General features: G+C 63.5%; 16 protein-coding genes. 7 read left to right on the plus strand and 9 right to left on the minus strand.

The window, feature by feature from the left end; all coding sequences use genetic code 11:
• Positions 1-87: 87 nt before the first annotated feature.
• The gene (locus NZ951_03020; GenBank protein MCS7206892.1) at positions 88-579 is read left to right on the plus strand and encodes a peptidylprolyl isomerase; all 492 of its coding nucleotides are present in this window, start codon (positions 88-90) and stop codon (positions 577-579) included.
• A gap of 55 nt (positions 580-634) precedes the next feature.
• Positions 635-835, plus strand: a complete 201-nt coding sequence (locus NZ951_03025) for a glutaredoxin family protein (GenBank protein ID MCS7206893.1) — start codon at positions 635-637, stop codon at positions 833-835.
• Between the two features lie 287 nt (positions 836-1,122).
• On the opposite strand, the gene NZ951_03030 is transcribed toward NZ951_03025, so the two are convergent.
• The 4 genes from NZ951_03030 to NZ951_03045 all read right to left on the minus strand — a co-directional run bounded on the left by NZ951_03030 (position 1,123) and on the right by NZ951_03045 (position 4,701).
• Complete coding sequence (locus NZ951_03030) at positions 1,123-1,335, minus strand: hypothetical protein (GenBank protein MCS7206894.1); 213 nt, start codon at positions 1,333-1,335, stop codon at positions 1,123-1,125.
• A gap of 108 nt (positions 1,336-1,443) precedes the next feature.
• Positions 1,444-2,721, minus strand: coding sequence for a trehalase family glycosidase (locus NZ951_03035; GenBank protein ID MCS7206895.1), 1,278 nt, complete (start codon positions 2,719-2,721; stop codon positions 1,444-1,446).
• A 34-nt stretch (positions 2,722-2,755) separates the two neighbouring features.
• Entirely contained in the window at positions 2,756-3,730 is a 975-nt protein-coding gene (locus tag NZ951_03040) for a methionine synthase (GenBank protein MCS7206896.1), read from the minus strand.
• Positions 3,727-4,701 (minus strand): methylcobamide--CoM methyltransferase, encoded by a 975-nt coding sequence (locus NZ951_03045; GenBank protein MCS7206897.1) that lies wholly within the window; start codon positions 4,699-4,701, stop codon positions 3,727-3,729. Before NZ951_03045 ends, NZ951_03040 begins: the two co-directional genes overlap by 4 nt.
• A 195-nt stretch (positions 4,702-4,896) precedes the next feature.
• Between NZ951_03045 and NZ951_03050 the strand changes: the two genes are divergently transcribed.
• Positions 4,897-5,769, plus strand: coding sequence for a DUF4392 domain-containing protein (locus NZ951_03050; protein ID MCS7206898.1), 873 nt, complete (start codon positions 4,897-4,899; stop codon positions 5,767-5,769).
• A gap of 3 nt (positions 5,770-5,772) precedes the next feature.
• Here NZ951_03050 and NZ951_03055 read toward each other — a convergent pair whose 3' ends face one another.
• Genes NZ951_03055 through NZ951_03075 form a run of 5 tightly spaced genes read right to left on the minus strand, consistent with a single transcriptional unit; the run spans position 5,773 to position 10,093 of the window.
• Positions 5,773-6,018: a hypothetical protein gene (locus tag NZ951_03055; GenBank protein MCS7206899.1), complete on the minus strand. Its 246-nt coding sequence runs from the start codon at positions 6,016-6,018 to the stop codon at positions 5,773-5,775.
• A gap of 2 nt (positions 6,019-6,020) precedes the next feature.
• Entirely contained in the window at positions 6,021-7,130 is a 1,110-nt protein-coding gene (locus tag NZ951_03060) for a hypothetical protein (protein ID MCS7206900.1), read from the minus strand.
• Between the two features lie 11 nt (positions 7,131-7,141).
• Positions 7,142-8,455 (minus strand): diaminopimelate decarboxylase, encoded by a 1,314-nt coding sequence (gene lysA / locus NZ951_03065; protein MCS7206901.1) that lies wholly within the window; start codon positions 8,453-8,455, stop codon positions 7,142-7,144.
• Positions 8,456-8,466: 11 nt separating this feature from the next.
• Positions 8,467-9,207 (minus strand): NYN domain-containing protein, encoded by a 741-nt coding sequence (locus NZ951_03070; protein MCS7206902.1) that lies wholly within the window; start codon positions 9,205-9,207, stop codon positions 8,467-8,469.
• Between the two features lie 49 nt (positions 9,208-9,256).
• A complete protein-coding gene (locus NZ951_03075) occupies positions 9,257-10,093 on the minus strand; it encodes an MBL fold metallo-hydrolase (GenBank protein ID MCS7206903.1) in 837 nt (278 codons plus the stop codon).
• Between the two features lie 272 nt (positions 10,094-10,365).
• On the opposite strand from NZ951_03075, the gene NZ951_03080 reads away from it, so the two are divergent.
• The 4 genes from NZ951_03080 to NZ951_03095 all read left to right on the plus strand — a co-directional run bounded on the left by NZ951_03080 (position 10,366) and on the right by NZ951_03095 (position 14,984).
• On the plus strand, positions 10,366-11,592 hold the full coding sequence (locus tag NZ951_03080) for an MFS transporter (protein MCS7206904.1): 1,227 nt from the start codon (positions 10,366-10,368) through the stop codon (positions 11,590-11,592).
• 142 nt (positions 11,593-11,734) lie between these two features.
• The gene (gene speB, locus NZ951_03085; protein MCS7206905.1) at positions 11,735-12,691 is read left to right on the plus strand and encodes an agmatinase; all 957 of its coding nucleotides are present in this window, start codon (positions 11,735-11,737) and stop codon (positions 12,689-12,691) included.
• 9 nt (positions 12,692-12,700) lie between these two features.
• Positions 12,701-14,449, plus strand: a complete 1,749-nt coding sequence (gene ggt / locus NZ951_03090) for a gamma-glutamyltransferase (GenBank protein ID MCS7206906.1) — start codon at positions 12,701-12,703, stop codon at positions 14,447-14,449.
• Between the two features lie 70 nt (positions 14,450-14,519).
• Entirely contained in the window at positions 14,520-14,984 is a 465-nt protein-coding gene (locus NZ951_03095; GenBank protein ID MCS7206907.1) for a DinB family protein, read from the plus strand.
• Positions 14,985-14,986 lie beyond the last annotated feature (2 nt).

Raw genomic sequence — 14,986 nt, forward strand, 5'->3', positions numbered from 1 at the left:
GCCGCCCAACCTCCGCCTACTCCCACCCCCACGCCCGCGCCGGCGGTTGCCCCCGCGCCCGTGAAACGCTGGAGCGCTCCGCCCCCCATGCAGATCGACCCCTCCAAGCGCTACCAGGCTGTCATCACGACGACCGAGGGGGACATTGTGGTAGACCTGTTCCCCCAAGAGGCCCCCAAGACGGTCAATAACTTCGTGTTCCTGGCGCGCCAGGGGTTCTACGACGGGGTCAGGTTCCATCGTATCATTAGGGGGTTTATGATCCAGACAGGAGATCCCACCAGCACAGGCGCGGGCGGCCCCGGATATACCTTTGAGGACGAGCCTGTGCGTCGGGATTACACGCCGGGCATTGTGGCTATGGCCAACGCCGGTCCCAACACCAACGGAAGCCAGTTCTTCATTATGCATGGTTTCGCTCCCCTTCCCAAGGCTTACACCATTTTCGGCCAGGTGGTGCAGGGGATGGAGGTGGTGGACCGCATCGCCAATACACCCGTCACGGCTGGCCCCGGGGGTGAGGTGTCGCGCCCCCTGCGGGATGTGCGCATTGTAAGGATTACCATCCGCGAAGGATGAGAGAGGTGGCACGATGACCCCACAACAGGTGCGGCTCTATATACGCCCAGGCTGATTGCAGTGCAAGCGAACGAAAGAGTTTCTTTCGTCTAAAGGTGTCGCCTTTGAGGTGCGGGATGTGAAAAACGATCCCCAGGCACGTGAGGAGCTCATGCGCTTGGGCTATCGGAGGGTGCCCGTGACGGTGGTGGGCGACCAGGCGGTGGAGGGGTTCAACAAGGCGAAGTTGGAGCAGTTGTTGGGTTTGCGCCAGTAGACCCTTACCTTCCAGAATTCCGGGCAAGGCGTGGGGTGGATGGAAACGGTGCTGGGAGGGTGCGGGGGGAAATGCTCTCAAGTGTGTGTGGGGTGCTCTGTGCCCCCTGAGGGGGAGATACCCTTGATCACACCCACGTCTGTATCCTCTGACCTCCGATCGTCTGCGGGAAGGTGGTTTCGGTGCAGAACGGGGGTAACCTCTGACTGTGTGGCCCCCCGCTTGAAATGATGCTCCAGGTTCAGGGGCGCTCGCCCCGCATCCTAGGATTGAAGGGATTATGTGCGTTATATCCCTGTGGGGGGACGCAGCGCCAACCCCAGCAGGCGCTCGGCGGTGCGGGTGATGGCCTCCCAGCAAGGCGTGCACCACGGGCACCCGTCCTCCAGGGGATGGTAGCCCCCACGGCTCACCAGGTAGGCGCCGTCTTCTGCGACCACCACCGTCTCCTCATACCGCCGGGAGCATAAGCGGCACTGGGTGATGATAGTGTGGGTCATGTTCCCCCCGCTGGGCTAGCCCTAGCGTGCGACGGGGCGCCAACACCCGCTAGGAGCCACGCCCCCACTGCTTTGGGACTGCCCCCCATTCGGGGTGAGGGGATATCCCTAGAGGCCGTCCTCCCCGCCCTCCACCATATCCACCACCAAGGTCGTCCAGCCAAAGTCGTGGGCCCCCATACCTTTCCCCGTGAGGGGGTTGTAAAACTCACGGAAGCCCTCCCGCTCCACCAGGGCTACGGACTTTTCCGTGATGGCATCGGCCTCGTCTCGATAGCCGTGGCGACGGAGGGCTTTGACCAGGAACCAGTTGGTATTCATCCAAGTCGGCCCCCGCCACAGGAGCCAATCCATATCGGGGGCAAAGGAGGGTTCGGCCATGCTCACCGTGGGCAATGGATAGGGTGCCCAGAAGGCTTGGGGGTCTTTCACGTGGCGCTCGACCTGACGGCGCACGCGCTCCGGGGGAATGGAGGGGAGAATAAGGGGGAACAGTGCGGTAATGGTAAGGGTGCGCAAAGGTTTCTCTGCACGGCCCGCCAAGTCAAAATAGGCTTCGGTAGAGGGATCATAGCACTTTGTGAGAATGGCTTGCTCCACTCGCTGGGCCTGGGCCCGCCACTGCTCCGCCGCGCGGGATTCCCCCAAGGCGCGGTGCAGGTCAGCCACGGCGTAAAGGCCCTGGGCGTAGATAGCGTTGACCAGCACATCCTCCACTTCAAAACGCCCCCACTGCGCAGCGCGCCGTGCGGAGAACCTGAGCACCAGGTTCACCAGGTCGGTGAGGCGGTAGCGCCACTCCACCGCGGTGCGGCTGGGGGGACGGGGATTGCGGATGCCCAGCAAAGGGTCATAGGCGGGCTTGTGATCCAACCCCGATTCGTAGGGGGAGATGATGCTGATGAGGCCGTCGCCATCCGGGTCCCGCTCGCGGGCCAGCCAGCGGTAGTAGCGGTCCAGCGGGGGCACCATCTCCCGCAGGAATGCCCTATCTCCACTGCGCTGGAAAACCGTCTTCACGGCCTGGGCCAACACAGGAGGCTGGATGTAGCGGGTATGGCGGGGGCGCAGGGAGGGACTGCTTTGCAGGTATGCCCAGGGTTCTAGCAACCGCTTGGGCCCCCAGTAGAGCACATGCCCGATGAAACCGTCCCCCTCTTGCAAGGAGACCAGGGAGACCAGTTCGGCCTTGGCCTGCTCCAAGTCCCAATGGGAGAGGACGATGGCGTGGAAACAGGAGTCCCAGAACCACTGCCACCGATAACGGCCAGGGGAGGGGCAGGTGTAGCGATAAGTTCGGCGGGAGCGGCGGTCATAGCCCTGGCGGCGATTGGACAGGAGGAGGGCTTGGGCCTGCGAGCGTATGCGCCGATAGACTGCGTTCATGTGCCCTGCGGGTCAACTGCCTGCCCCCCTGGCGTTAGGGTATGCCCAACTCGGCTTTGATCTCTTGGACGGCTGTAACCATCACCCGCAACTTTGCCAGGGCCTCCTGGGTGGTGCGGGTCTTCAGTCCGCAATCGGGGTCAATCCATAGGCGCTCCGGCGGGAAAATTTCCAGGCCTTTCCGAATGCCCGCCTTGACTTGGTCCACCGTCTCAATGCGGTGGGTGTGCACATCAATCACCCCCATGGACAGGATTTTGTCTGTGGGGTGCTTGCGGAACAGTTCCAGGAGGTCATAGTTACTGTTGGCCATCTCCAAATCCAGGACGTGCACCGGCAAGCGGACCAGTTGGTCAAAGACGGCGGCGAAATCCCCATAGCACATATGGGTGATGACGATGCAATCCAGGCCCTTGGTCACGATCCCCAAGGCTCGGGAGGCCAGTTCCATCTCCTCGGGGCGTGTGGAGACGGCGGGTTCATCTATCTGGATGTATTTGGCGCCCGCCTTCACCAGGTCGAACGCCTCCTCCCGCACCACCTGGGCCATCGCCAGGACAAAGTCGGTGAAGGTGGGATAATACTCATTGAATGACCAATCGGCCATGGTGTAGGGGCCGGTGAGCATACCTTTGACGGGCTTGCTGGTAAGGCTTTGGGCGTACTGCCACCACTTGACGGTGATGGGGCCGCGCCGCCCCACAGGGCCAACGGCGATGGGTTTGCGGTAGTAGCGGTTGCCGTAGGAGCGCACCAGCCCGCTGATTTTGAACCCCTCCATGTTCTCGGAGAAATAGGTAACCATATCACCCCGGTATTGCTCCCCGTCCACCAGGATGTCCATGCCCAGGTCCTCCTGGGCGCGAATCCAGAAAGCGGTGGCCTCGCGCTCCAGGCGTTCCAGGTCCTCCAAGCTCATCTCGCCCCGGGCCACCTTATTGCGGGCCTGCTGAAGGGCCTCCGACTTGGGGTAACTGCCCACGGCGGTGGTGAGGAGCCCTCGGGTCATGCCAGCACCTCCTGGGCCTTGCGCGCCCCGTCCACCAGGCGCACCAGTTTCTCGTACGCCCGGTCACGAGGTAAGTATTCCAATCCACACGACGGCGACAGATAGAGGCGATCCAGCCCCACCAGGGGCTTTACCCGCCGCACACAGTCCACCACGTCGTCCACCGTTTCCAGTTTGGTGTTGCGGGCATCCACACACCCCAGCCCCAAAATCTTATCCGAGGGGAAGGAGCGGATGATCGTGTAGTTCGCCTTTCCCAGCACAAAGTCCAGACCAAACACCTGGAAAGGCAGGCGGAAGAAGTCGGGATACAGGCCGTTGAGATCACGAAACCATGTTTGCAGCGCCAACGGAACGGTAACACCCCGCGTCAAGCGTTGCATGGCCTTCTGGAAAAGGGGGAAGTCGTCCTTCCATTTGAGGATGGCGGGCTCATCCACTTGGATGAGGGGGGGATTCTCGGCCTGAAGGGTCAGGAGTTCCTGGTTAAGGATGTCGGCCAGGTGGAGCACAAAGGTCTCCAGATCAGGATAGGCGGGATACAGGGAGAGGCGGGCCAGGGTGTAAGGGCCGGTGACCACAGGTTTGACGGGCTTGGGGCTGTGCTGACGAGCAAACTGATAGTCACGGACGCTGATAGGGCCTTGCCACGACAGACGCTTTTCGGCTACGGGTTGGCGGTAGTAGGTGTTGGTATCAAAGTAGCGCACCAATCCGTTGATACTGAAGCCCCCAATGCGGCGGGCGAAGTAGGTTTGGCCATCCTCCCAGCGGATTTGGCCATCGGTGAGCAGGTCAATACCCGCCTGGGCCTGTTCCGCCAGCACCTCTTTGGTCACCTCGTCCTCAACCCGGTGCAACTCCTCCAGGGAGATTTTGCCCGCGTCGTAGTTGGCGATGGCGGTGCGTAGGTTGGGGGCGCGGCTGCGCCCGCCGATCTTCGGGTAGTGGCCCACCACAGTGGTCAGCACGCTTCCACCTCGCTGTGTAGAGATAGGGACAGCCCACGCGGGGCTTTTGCTATAGTAGCGGAAAAAGGCGTTTTTCCGCAACCGTCTCATCACGGCCGCAAAGGTGTGGGGGGCTTGGGCTTACGGTTGCATTGCCGACGCGCGCAGGGGATAATAGCGTCAACTCCTTTTCTGACAGTGTGGCAAGGGGGCTATGTGAGTAGCCAGGTGTGGATGACCATTGAGGACATCATCTTAGACCAGGACCGGAGGGGGGTGTCGGCTCTGCGCCCCTACCTCCCCCGCCACTTTTGCACCCAGGCAGCGGCCTTCATCCTGGCCCATCCGGGAACGGTTTTTCTTGCTACAGGCTTCTACATCGTGACGGCCGGCGCGCCGGAGACCGATGGCCCCCCGGGGGCAGTGGTGTTGGGGAACGCCTTGGAGGCGCTAGGCTATCGGGTGGTGTATGTCTCCGACAAGTATTGTGTGCCCATTCTGCGGGGGCTGGCGTCGCCGTCTGCACGAGTGGAGGAGTTCCCGATCACCACACCTCAGGAGAGCCAGGCCTTTGCCCAGCGCCTTCTGGAAACCTATCAGCCCGCACTGCTAATCTCCACCGAGCGGTGTAGTCTCACCCGCCAGGGTGTGTACCGCAATATGCGGGGGGTAGACATCACCCCCTACACGGCGCGCCTGGATTACCTGTTTTTGGCCCATCCCGCCAGCGTGGGAGTGGGGGACGGCGGTAACGAAATCGGGATGGGGAAGGTGGCCGAAATTATCCCCACTGTCCCCACGCTGCCGAAGGACCCCGCTGCCACACCCACCACCCACCTGGTCATCGCCAGCGTCTCCAACTGGGGGTGCTATGGGCTCGTGGGGGCATTGTCGGCTCTGGTGGGGCGCAACCTTTTGCCCACCCCGGAGGAGGAGATGGAGCGCATCCGGGCCACAGTGCGCCTGGGCGCCGTGGACGGCATAAGCGGTCGCCCTGAGCCGTCAGTGGACTCCTTCCCCTTAGAGGTGCATGGCCAAATTGTTCTCCGTTTGCACCGTCTGCTGGAGGCACGAGGGATGCCCCGCTAGGGGCTAGCGGGGTGTTTGCTCACCCGCCGTAGCCCGACGCAGGATGAAGGGCAGAGGCCCCCGGACCTCGCTATGGATAACCTGACGGGGGGCGATGACGACGATACCGACGCGCGGGCCTTGCGGGGTAGCAACCACCACAGGGTCGTCTACCGCTAGGTCCAGGTCGCGGGGGTCAACAAAGTGCACCGGCCCACTGCGCTCGAAACGGACACCCGCCACACGATAAAGGAGGAAAGGTGTTGCCACGCCTACCTCCCGGTGGGCGTAGATGCGGCGGCCGGCACAACCAGATGGGGTAAGTGGAGCATAGCGTACTCCAGGGCCAGGCTGGGGTTGACCTGAGCTTCCAAATGCATCCGTAAGGTCAAGATACACCGCACCCCTTGGGCGAAGGTTCTCCCCTCCCCAGTCTGGGCCAGGGCCTCCAGGAAACGGAGGGCGTCAGTGTTGACCACCCCCTGGGGGAAGCGCAGCCGCAAATACAGCAGGTCGCGCCACCATAAAGCCCACAGGTCGAGGGTGTCCAGCACCCATTGGCGGTCCCTGCGCCACCGCTCGGCCAACTGCTGGGCAAAGGCGAAGCGCTCCCGCAGGCTTGCCCCCGCCAGGCGGGCGAACTCCTCCAGCAGCCCCTCCCGCTCGGCTTGGGTGAGGGGGTGGGAATGGATAGTGTCCTGGTCGGAGACCTTTCCCAGGAACCGCAAGGCCCATCCCAGGCGTCCCTGGGCCAGGCGGGCGGCCAGGTGGGCCTCCTCAGCACTTGCCCCCCAGCGCTCCTGCAAGGCTTGCACCAGCGTCTCGGGGGCGAGCAGGCCCAAGCGCACCTCCCCGCATCGCGAGCGTAGGGTGGGCAGAAGGGCTTCAGTATTACACGAAAGGAGGAAGAACACAGTGGCGGAGGGCGGTTCTTCTAAGGTCTTGAGGAGGGCGTTGCTCGCCTCTTCGCTCAGGTGCTCTGCTCGGTCTATGATGATGGCCCGTAGGGCACCCAAGCGGGGGGTGAGGGTGCAAAGGGCCGTGAGACGGCGCACATCCTTGATAGAGATCTCCCTCCTCTGGGCGCCCTCCTGCACCCGTTTCACCTCCTCCTCATCCACAGGGTGGGTCAGGGAGAGGTAGAGGATGTCCGGGTGGGTTCGTGCCAGGGCCAGTCGACAGGAGGTGCACACGTCACAGGGCGGAGTGCCCAGACCTTCGTGGGGGCCGGAGCACTGGGCGGCGCGGGCGATCTCCCGTGCGAAGGTCTCCTTGCCGATGCCCGCTGGGCCCGTGATCAGATAGGCGTGGCCCAGAGAGCCCCGAGCCAAGGCGTGCTGGAACAGGGCCAGCGCCCGTTGGTGCCCGACCACCCGCCACATTCCCTCACGCCCTAAGGGAAGATGTCCAGGCTCATCATATCCTGGGGGGTCTCCCGACGGCGCATCAAACGCGCCGTTCCGTTGCGCACCAGCACCATCGCCGGCCGTCCGTTGAGGTTGTAGGTGCTGGCCATCGCCGGGGCATAGGCCCCTGCACAGGGCATGGCTATAAGGTCGCCCGGCTCCAGGCGCGGGAGCAGCACATCCCGCGCCAAGATGTCCCCGGACTCGCAGTATTTCCCCGCAATGGTAACGGGGGTATCGGGGGTCTGGAACAGTTTGGTGGCGGCCACAGCCTCGTATACCGCCCCATACAGGGCGGGGCGGATGTTGTCCCCCATGCCTCCGTCCACGGCCACATAGGTGCGCACACCGGGAATGACCTTCACCACGCCGACCCGATACAGGGCCACAGCGCTGGGGCCCACGATAGCCCGTCCGGGTTCCACCACAAGGCGAGGAAGGGGCAGAGCGTGGCGAGCGCAGGCTTCCCGTAGGGCTGCAGCGATGGCGCGGGCGTAGTCGGCTGGTGTGGGGGGCCTCTGCTGGCGTGTGTAGGCTATAGCAAAACCTCCCCCTGGACTGAACTCCTCCAGGGGGGCACCACTCTGGACGGCGAAGTCCACGGCGATGGCGATGGCCTGCACATAGGGCTCCACCTCAAAGATGGGGGAACCGAGGTGGAAGTGCAGGCCCTTCAGGGCCAGGTGGGGACTGGCCCGCGCGCGGCGCACCGCCTCTCGGGCCTGCCCGTCCACCAAGGGGAAGCCGAACTTGCTGTCCACCACCCCCGTGGTGGTGTGGGTGTGGGTATGCGGATCCACCCCAGGGGTAATGCGGAGGAGGATGGGTTGCACCCTTCCCCGCTCTGCCGCCAGGCGCTCCAGCAGAGCCAACTCCTGAAAGTTGTCCACCACAATGCGCCCGATGCGGTAGTCCAGGGCCTCCCGCAGTTCCTGGGGGGTCTTGTTATTGCCGTGGAAGTAGATGGTGTCGGGGGGAAACTCCACAGCCCGAGCCACGGCCAGTTCCCCCCCAGAGACCACATCCAATCCCAACCCCTCCTCCTGGAAGAGGCGGGCTAGGAGGGGGGTGATGTAGGCTTTACAGGCGTAAATCACCAGGGAGTTGGGGTAGGCCTCCTGGAAGGCGGTGCGGAAGGAGCGGCACTGGTGCCGCAGGGTCTCTTCGTCAAAGATGTAGAGGGGGGTGCCGAAGCGCTCGGCCAAATCTGCCACATCGCACCCGCCCACGGCAAGGTGGCCCGCGGGCGTGGCCTGGGCGGTCAGGGGGAAAATGTGGCGGAGGGGCTCTAAAGCGTTCATAGGCGCGCTCTTTAGGGAAGGGTCTCCAGAGGTTCCTCGCGGAACAAGAACAGGTTCTCGACGCGGGGGTCGCGCAGGGCCAATCCCTGATCGATCACCTGGTGCATGGGGATGGGGTAAATCGCAGTGCGGGAGAGGGCGCTGTCCACGCGGGTCTCCCGCAGGCGACGGGTGCCGTCCTCCAAGGTCTCCTCATAGGCGAACTCCCAGGCCAGCAGAAGCACCCGTACACCCAAGCCCTGGACTTTGCGCACCAGGGGCACGAAGTCGCCATCACAGGCGATAAGGGCGATGACATCTACCCGCCGCTGCACTGCCAGGTCATAGGCCTCCAAAGCCAACCACACATCAATGCCCGTCTCTCGGGGGCGCTCGCCGCGCTCCTCCCGTAAAAGATAGTGGGGGGTGATGCCTTCGTTGATGAGGACCTCATCGAACACCCGGTCGGAAAGGAGCCGGTTGCGCGCACTGGCGGTGGCGGCCGAAAACCGCCCCCGAAAGTAACGGGCTTCGGTGATCAGGCAGAAGTCCACCGGGACCCGCTCCCGCTGTGCCACCAGGTGTCGGATGAACTCCTGCAATCCTCGGAGGGAGATGCGGCTGCGGCGAGGGTGACCGAACTTGTAGTAGTTGGAGACCTCGGTGAAATATCCGCCGTCATAGAACACGGCGATGCGGGTGAAGGTGGTGCCGGCGCGACCGACAGGGCCTATGGGGGTGGGGCCTTCGGATGGGGGGAACTGGTTGCCCATAGCACCTCTTTTCTTTCCGTGTGTTGTCTGGGTAGATGGTATACACGAGTTAGCCTACGAGGCGGTAGGTGTCTCCCTGACGGGCGACGCGCCCCTCTTTCTCCAGTTTGATGAGATGGGTGCGCAGTTGGTTGCGGGCCAGGGTGTGCAAACGCGCTTCCAGTTCCGGGTAGATCTCCTCCCGCAGGGCTTCCAGGGTTTTGGGGGCGTTGCGTAAAGCCGAGAGGATTTGGGCCTCCCGCTCCAGACGGTGGTGCAGGAGTTCCTGGATTTTGGCCTTCGGGTTGCGCACCAGGGGGCCATGCCCAGGGCAGATGACGGTGGCGGGGTAGTCCAAGAGCCGACGCAAGGTGTGTAGATAGAGAGCCATGTCGCCTTCATCGGGGTTGATTACGGTGGTGCCCATCCCGAGGACAGTATCTCCCGTGAAGAGGGCTCCATCGGGACGCAGGAACACGCTCAGGCTGCCCAGGGTATGTCCCGGGGAGTGGATGAACTCCACCTCTTTACCCCCCAGGTCGAGGCGCTGGCCGTGGGCTGGGGTGTGGTGAACGCGGATGCTGACGCCCTGCTTTTCCAGGGCCTGGTCAATGGCAGGCTTCTCAGCCGGGGCGCTATAGATAGGTGCTCCCGTGGCTTGGGAGAGGGCGGCCGCTCCCCCCATATGGTCTGGATGGCGATGGGTAAGGATGAGGGCGATGAGAGGGGGCGGTTTGAGGGTCTGGATGTAGTCCAGGCGTGCCTGAATGTGCTCGGGCTGGTTCCAGCCGGTGTCCACCAGGGCGCTGGCGCGGGTGCCGACGATCAGGTAACTATTGGGAGGGAACAGACCGGGGCCTGGGCTCTGCCCCACAGTGATAGCGTGGACACCGGGCACGATCTCCATTGCTTCCTTACACACAAAGGTGTGGGGGTGCTCCGAGATATATGCCGTCTGCGCAATGCTCAAGAGACAGGAGGGCGTTTTGCGCCCAATTTTCTGCCCAGGAGGAGGCGTTACGCCGGCTAGACAGGGCTTAGCGCGCCGTTCACACCTTCCAGTGCATCCTCCCTTTTATTGTAATGGCCCTGGGGGAATGGTGCAAGGGGCATATGGGGACGCCCTAGCGCCCTTGCCCTGTCCCTGAAGTTGGGCTAGGATGGTGCCCAAGAAAGCGTATGACGACCTTTGGTCTCTCCACCCGGTTGGGTGAGGCCCTCCCGGTGCGGACTTTGACCACCGTGCTGGCCCTTGCGCTGGGCTGGGTGGTGCTCTACATGGATCGGACGACCCTGTCCCCCCTTTTGCCTGTCATCGGGAGGGAGTTCAGCCTGACGGGCACTCAGCAGGGGGCTATCGCCAGCGCCTACTTCTTCACCTATGTGGCGTTGCAGGTGCCGTCGGGTCTGCTGGGTGACCGCTTCGGCCTGAAACGGGTGCTGATGGTGATGTATACCCTGGCGGGATTGGGGATGGTCGGTGTGGGCCTATTTGCACGCTCGTATCTGCTGTTCATGGCGTTCATCATTGTGCACGCTATCGGGGCGGGGGCCTATTATTCCACATCCTATGGCATTACGGTGAGCAGTGTACCTCCCCAGCGGCGGGGGATGAGTAGTGCCATCGTAACGGTAGGGATGGCGTCGGGGTTGGCTTTGGGGCTATCCCTGTCGGGGGTGCTCTACCAAGCATGGGGAACGTGGCGTGCGCCCTTTTTGGTGTGGGGCATCTGCACGCTAGCGATGGTTCCCCTTTTTGCGCTGGCCGTCCAGGGTCAGAGGTTCACCCCGCCATCGCCCGGGGGTTTGGGGCGCGTGGTGCGCCATCGGGGTCTCGTGCTGTTGGGCATCGCCAACTTTTTTATCCTTTGGAGCCAATGGGTTACCCTTACCTGGGCACCCAGTTTCCTTTATCAGGAGCGGGGGCTGAACTTGCGCCAGGCGGGGCTGTATACGGCCGTGGTGGCCTTGCCGGGAGTGGTGGGGGCATTACTGTGGGGGCGTCTCTCGGACCGAATCGGTAGACGCCGTCTCTTGACCCTGTTGCTTCCATTCACGATGGCCAGCCTGGTGGGGGTCGCCCTTGTTCGGCACCCGGGCCTGCTGGCTCTGGCCTTGGGGGTATACGGCTTGACGGGGGCCTTGGCCCTGAACCCCCTGATGGTCGCCTGGGCGGGGGACATGGCTCTCAAGCGCTCGGACCTGGGGGTAGGCACGGCTATCGCCGGCCTTAACGCTCTGGCGGTGGGGAGTTCTATTGTGGCGCCAGTGGTGAGTGGACGCATTCTTGACATAACCCGTTCCTTGGAAGGGGCTTTTTTGTTGGGGGCTGTGTGGGTGGTGGTGGGATGGGCCATCCTGTGGATGGTGCCGGAGGAAAGGTCCCCAAAACCTGCAACACACTAAGCAAACACCAGGGTGCACAGGCGGTTTGAGCAGAGGTGTTGCAGTGAGATAATGGAAAGGGGCTGGCCTCTCGGTAGCCCCGACGCCCCGTGATGTCTGGCAGTCTGTGGGTGAGCATGGTGCCATGCTCTAGGAGAGAGATATGGACGGTTCCCGCTGGCCCGATGTGCGCCCCTGGCGGTGCTCCTTTTTCGGTGCGCCTATCTGCGAGGATCTGGAGCGCTTGGACGCACAAGTGGTTTTCATCGGCGTCCCCTTTGACCAGGGGACGACCAACCGCCCCGGGGCCCGGTTCGGCCCTCACGCCGTGCGGCAGGCCCGCGTCTACGACTATTTTTCTCTGTTCGAGCCGGAGCCCCCTCCCGCCGGGGGCCTGTATGAGGTGGACGTGGGCACCGAAATCCTCAAAGGCGTGACGATGGCCGACCTGGGGGATATCAATGTGGCCCCGTCCAACTGGGAGTTGGCTTTGGAGCGGCTGACACGGGTGGTGTCCCGTGTGATAGAGAAGGGGGCTTTCCCTGTGGTGGTGGGGGGCGACCATACCATCACTTTCCCCGTGGTGCGGGCTTTGGAGCGGTTTGCCCCCCTGGGCATTGTGCACCTGGATGCCCACTTGGACTATACCCACGACTACCAAGGGGTGCGCTACTACCACGGAAGCCCCATACGGCGGTGTGCGGAGTTGCCCTTCGTGGGGCCGATCAGCCACATTGGTATCCGAGCGGTGCGGCGCAAGCCCGTGGAGGAGGCGCGTCAGCGGGGAAACCTCATCATCTCTGCCGACCGCTTCCGCGCCCTGGGACCGAAGGGTGCCGCAGCCCTCGTGCCCTCTTCTGCTTTCCTTTACATCAGTTTGGATATTGATGTGCTTGACCCCGCTGTTGCCCCAGGCACGGGCACACCCGTGGTGGGGGGCTTGACCTACCTGGAGGTGCGGGATTTCCTGCGGGAGGTGGCGCGGAAAGGCAAGGTGGTGGGGTGCGATGTGGTAGAGGTGGCGCCGGAATACGACCACGCCCAAATCACAGCCCTGGCCGCCAGTCGGCTCATCGTGGACATCCTGGCGGCCGTTTTCCCACCTCACCCGCAACCGTAGGAGGGGCAGATGGCGTTGCGCACTGTGTGGCGTCCTCAGCGGGATGAGGTGGTGGCCGTTCACGGGGCGGTGGCTACCAAAGACCCCCTAGCCACGGAGGTGGGTCTGGAGGTGCTCAAGCAGGGGGGGAACGCCGTGGATGCGGCGGTGGCCGTGGGCTTCTGCCTGTGCGTGGTGGAGCCGATGATGACTTGCATCGCCGGGGTGGGGTATATGCTCATTGCCCTGCCCGGCCGGGGGGAGGAGGTGGTCATTGATTATGGTCCCCGCGCCCCTATGCGCGCACGTCCTGATATGTACCGCGTCCTGGGGGAGGCCCCCGCCCTTATTGGTCTGTACCAGGTAGAGGGGCGTGCCAACGAGGTGGGCTACCTCTCCATCGGCGTGCCTGGCACGGTGGCCGGTCTGTGCCTGGCCCACCGCCTTTACGGCTCTTTGCCCCTCCCCTTTTTGCTGGAGCCGGCTATCCACTACGCCGAGCAGGGTTTTGAAGTCAACTGGTATCTGGCTCTGTGCATTAGCAACGCTATGTCCGATTTCCAAGTGTCGCCCGCAGCCTGTGCCGTGTTCCTTCCCCGAGGGCGTCCTCCCATCAGTTCACCCAAGCCTGCCGAGCGCCTGGTGCAACGGGACCTGGCCGAAGTGCTCAAGGCCATCGCTCGCCACGGCTCCGACGCCTTCTACAAGGGCGATATCGCCGACGCCATTGAGCAGGATATGCGCGCCCACGGCGGGCTGATGACCCGCGCCGATTTGGAGCGCTATGAGGCGGTCGTGCGTGCCCCCTTGCGGGTTGCTTGGCGGGAAGTGGAGGTGCTTGCCCCCTGGGGGGCTAACGGCGCCATCACCGCGTTGGAGACCCTGAATATCTTGGAGAACTTTGACCTCAGGGCTTTGGGCCACAACACCATAGATTACCTGCACACCTACGCCGAGGCGGCGGGACACGCCTTCGCCGATCGTTACGCCTACCTGGGCGACCCGGAGGCGGTGGCGGTGCCTATGCGGGGCCTATTGTCGAAGGAGTATGCACGCCACATCAGTCAAACTCTCCGCCCCGACCGCACAGTGCTCCCCCTTCCCCCGGGACAGGTGCCCTGGGCCTATTACGACAGTCGTCCCCTCCATGACCCCTGGGCCTACGAGGGGCACCCGCGCCCGGCAACAGCGCCTGTCCCCTCGGCCCATGGCGGGGGCGATTGCACCACCCACTTCTGTATCGTGGATCGGGAGCGTAACCTGGTCTCCTGCACCCAGACGGCCGTCAGCTTGTTCGGTTCCAAAGTGGTTACCCCAGGGACGGGCATCCTGTGGAATAACGCCATGCTTTGGTTCAACCCCAAGCCGGGCACGGCCAACTCCGTCGCCCCGTGGAAGCGCCCCTTGGTGAACATGACGCCCCTTTTGGTGAAGCACGGGGGACGCCCCGTCATGGCCATCGGTGCACCAGGCGGGAGGCGCATCATTGACTGCAATACCCAGGTGTTCCTGAATATGGTGGCCTTCGGGATGGGGCCGCAGGAGGCGGTGGCCCAGCCCCGTGTAGATGTGAGCAGTGGGGAGGTGCTCCTGGACTCCCGTCTTGGGGAGGAGGTGGCCCAGGGCTTGCGCCAACGGGGACATCGGGTCGTGGTGGCCGAGGAGACCCCCGCCGATGTCAACTTCGCCACGCCCCTGGCCATCCAGGTGGATGTTCAGAACAACCTGGTGCGGGCGGGTGTGGATGTGTTCCGGCGCGCAGAAGCGATGGGGTACTAGCACCGTTGGGGGGAATAAACCTTACGAACGGCTCCCTCGCCCAGTAACCGGGAGCCAGGGAAGGAGCGGCATGGCCACATCTCCAGCCACACGGGAGGCCCTGATGGAATCCTTTGACCGGCGCGTGCAAGAGGCGATTCGTTGGTATGAGACATCGGCATCCACAGCTTCTGGGAAGGTGGGCACTTGGGGGCCTAAAGAGGTGCTGGCCCACTGTATCTTCTGGCATCAGGTTACCGCCGAAGGGATGGAATCGGTTGCCCGAAACGGACCTCCACGCCGCACCACCGCCCCAACCGATGATCTGAATGCGCAAGCTGTGGCTCAGCGGGCGGGGAAGACCCTAGCCGACCTGGTGGCCGAAGCGCGCCAGGTGCACCAGCGCCTCGTGCAGGCGGCGCGCTCCATCTCCAACTGGGACAGCATCGTTTTGGTGCGGGTGGATGGTACCACCCAAACCGTTCGCCAGCGCCTGGAGCGTATCCCCAACCACTGGTGGGAGCACATCGCCCAACTGGAGGGCAAGGCGAGTTAGGA

The organism is Dehalococcoidia bacterium (assembly GCA_025060295.1).
Taxonomy (GTDB): Bacteria; Chloroflexota; Dehalococcoidia; order Lucifugimonadales; family HRBIN23; genus HRBIN23.

Coding starts and splice junctions, on each gene's coding strand:
- NZ951_03020 (MCS7206892.1), top strand. CDS start 88: ATGCAGATCGACCCCTCCAAGCGCTACCAGGCTGTCATCACGACGACC.
- NZ951_03030 (MCS7206894.1), bottom strand. CDS start 1,335: ATGACCCACACTATCATCACCCAGTGCCGCTTATGCTCCCGGCGGTAT.
- NZ951_03035 (MCS7206895.1), bottom strand. CDS start 2,721: ATGAACGCAGTCTATCGGCGCATACGCTCGCAGGCCCAAGCCCTCCTC.
- NZ951_03040 (MCS7206896.1), bottom strand. CDS start 3,730: ATGACCCGAGGGCTCCTCACCACCGCCGTGGGCAGTTACCCCAAGTCG.
- NZ951_03060 (MCS7206900.1), bottom strand. CDS start 7,130: ATGTGGCGGGTGGTCGGGCACCAACGGGCGCTGGCCCTGTTCCAGCAC.
- lysA (MCS7206901.1), bottom strand. CDS start 8,455: ATGAACGCTTTAGAGCCCCTCCGCCACATTTTCCCCCTGACCGCCCAG.
- NZ951_03070 (MCS7206902.1), bottom strand. CDS start 9,207: ATGGGCAACCAGTTCCCCCCATCCGAAGGCCCCACCCCCATAGGCCCT.
- NZ951_03075 (MCS7206903.1), bottom strand. CDS start 10,093: ATGGAGATCGTGCCCGGTGTCCACGCTATCACTGTGGGGCAGAGCCCA.
- NZ951_03080 (MCS7206904.1), top strand. CDS start 10,366: ATGACGACCTTTGGTCTCTCCACCCGGTTGGGTGAGGCCCTCCCGGTG.
- speB (MCS7206905.1), top strand. CDS start 11,735: ATGGACGGTTCCCGCTGGCCCGATGTGCGCCCCTGGCGGTGCTCCTTT.
- ggt (MCS7206906.1), top strand. CDS start 12,701: ATGGCGTTGCGCACTGTGTGGCGTCCTCAGCGGGATGAGGTGGTGGCC.
- NZ951_03095 (MCS7206907.1), top strand. CDS start 14,520: ATGGCCACATCTCCAGCCACACGGGAGGCCCTGATGGAATCCTTTGAC.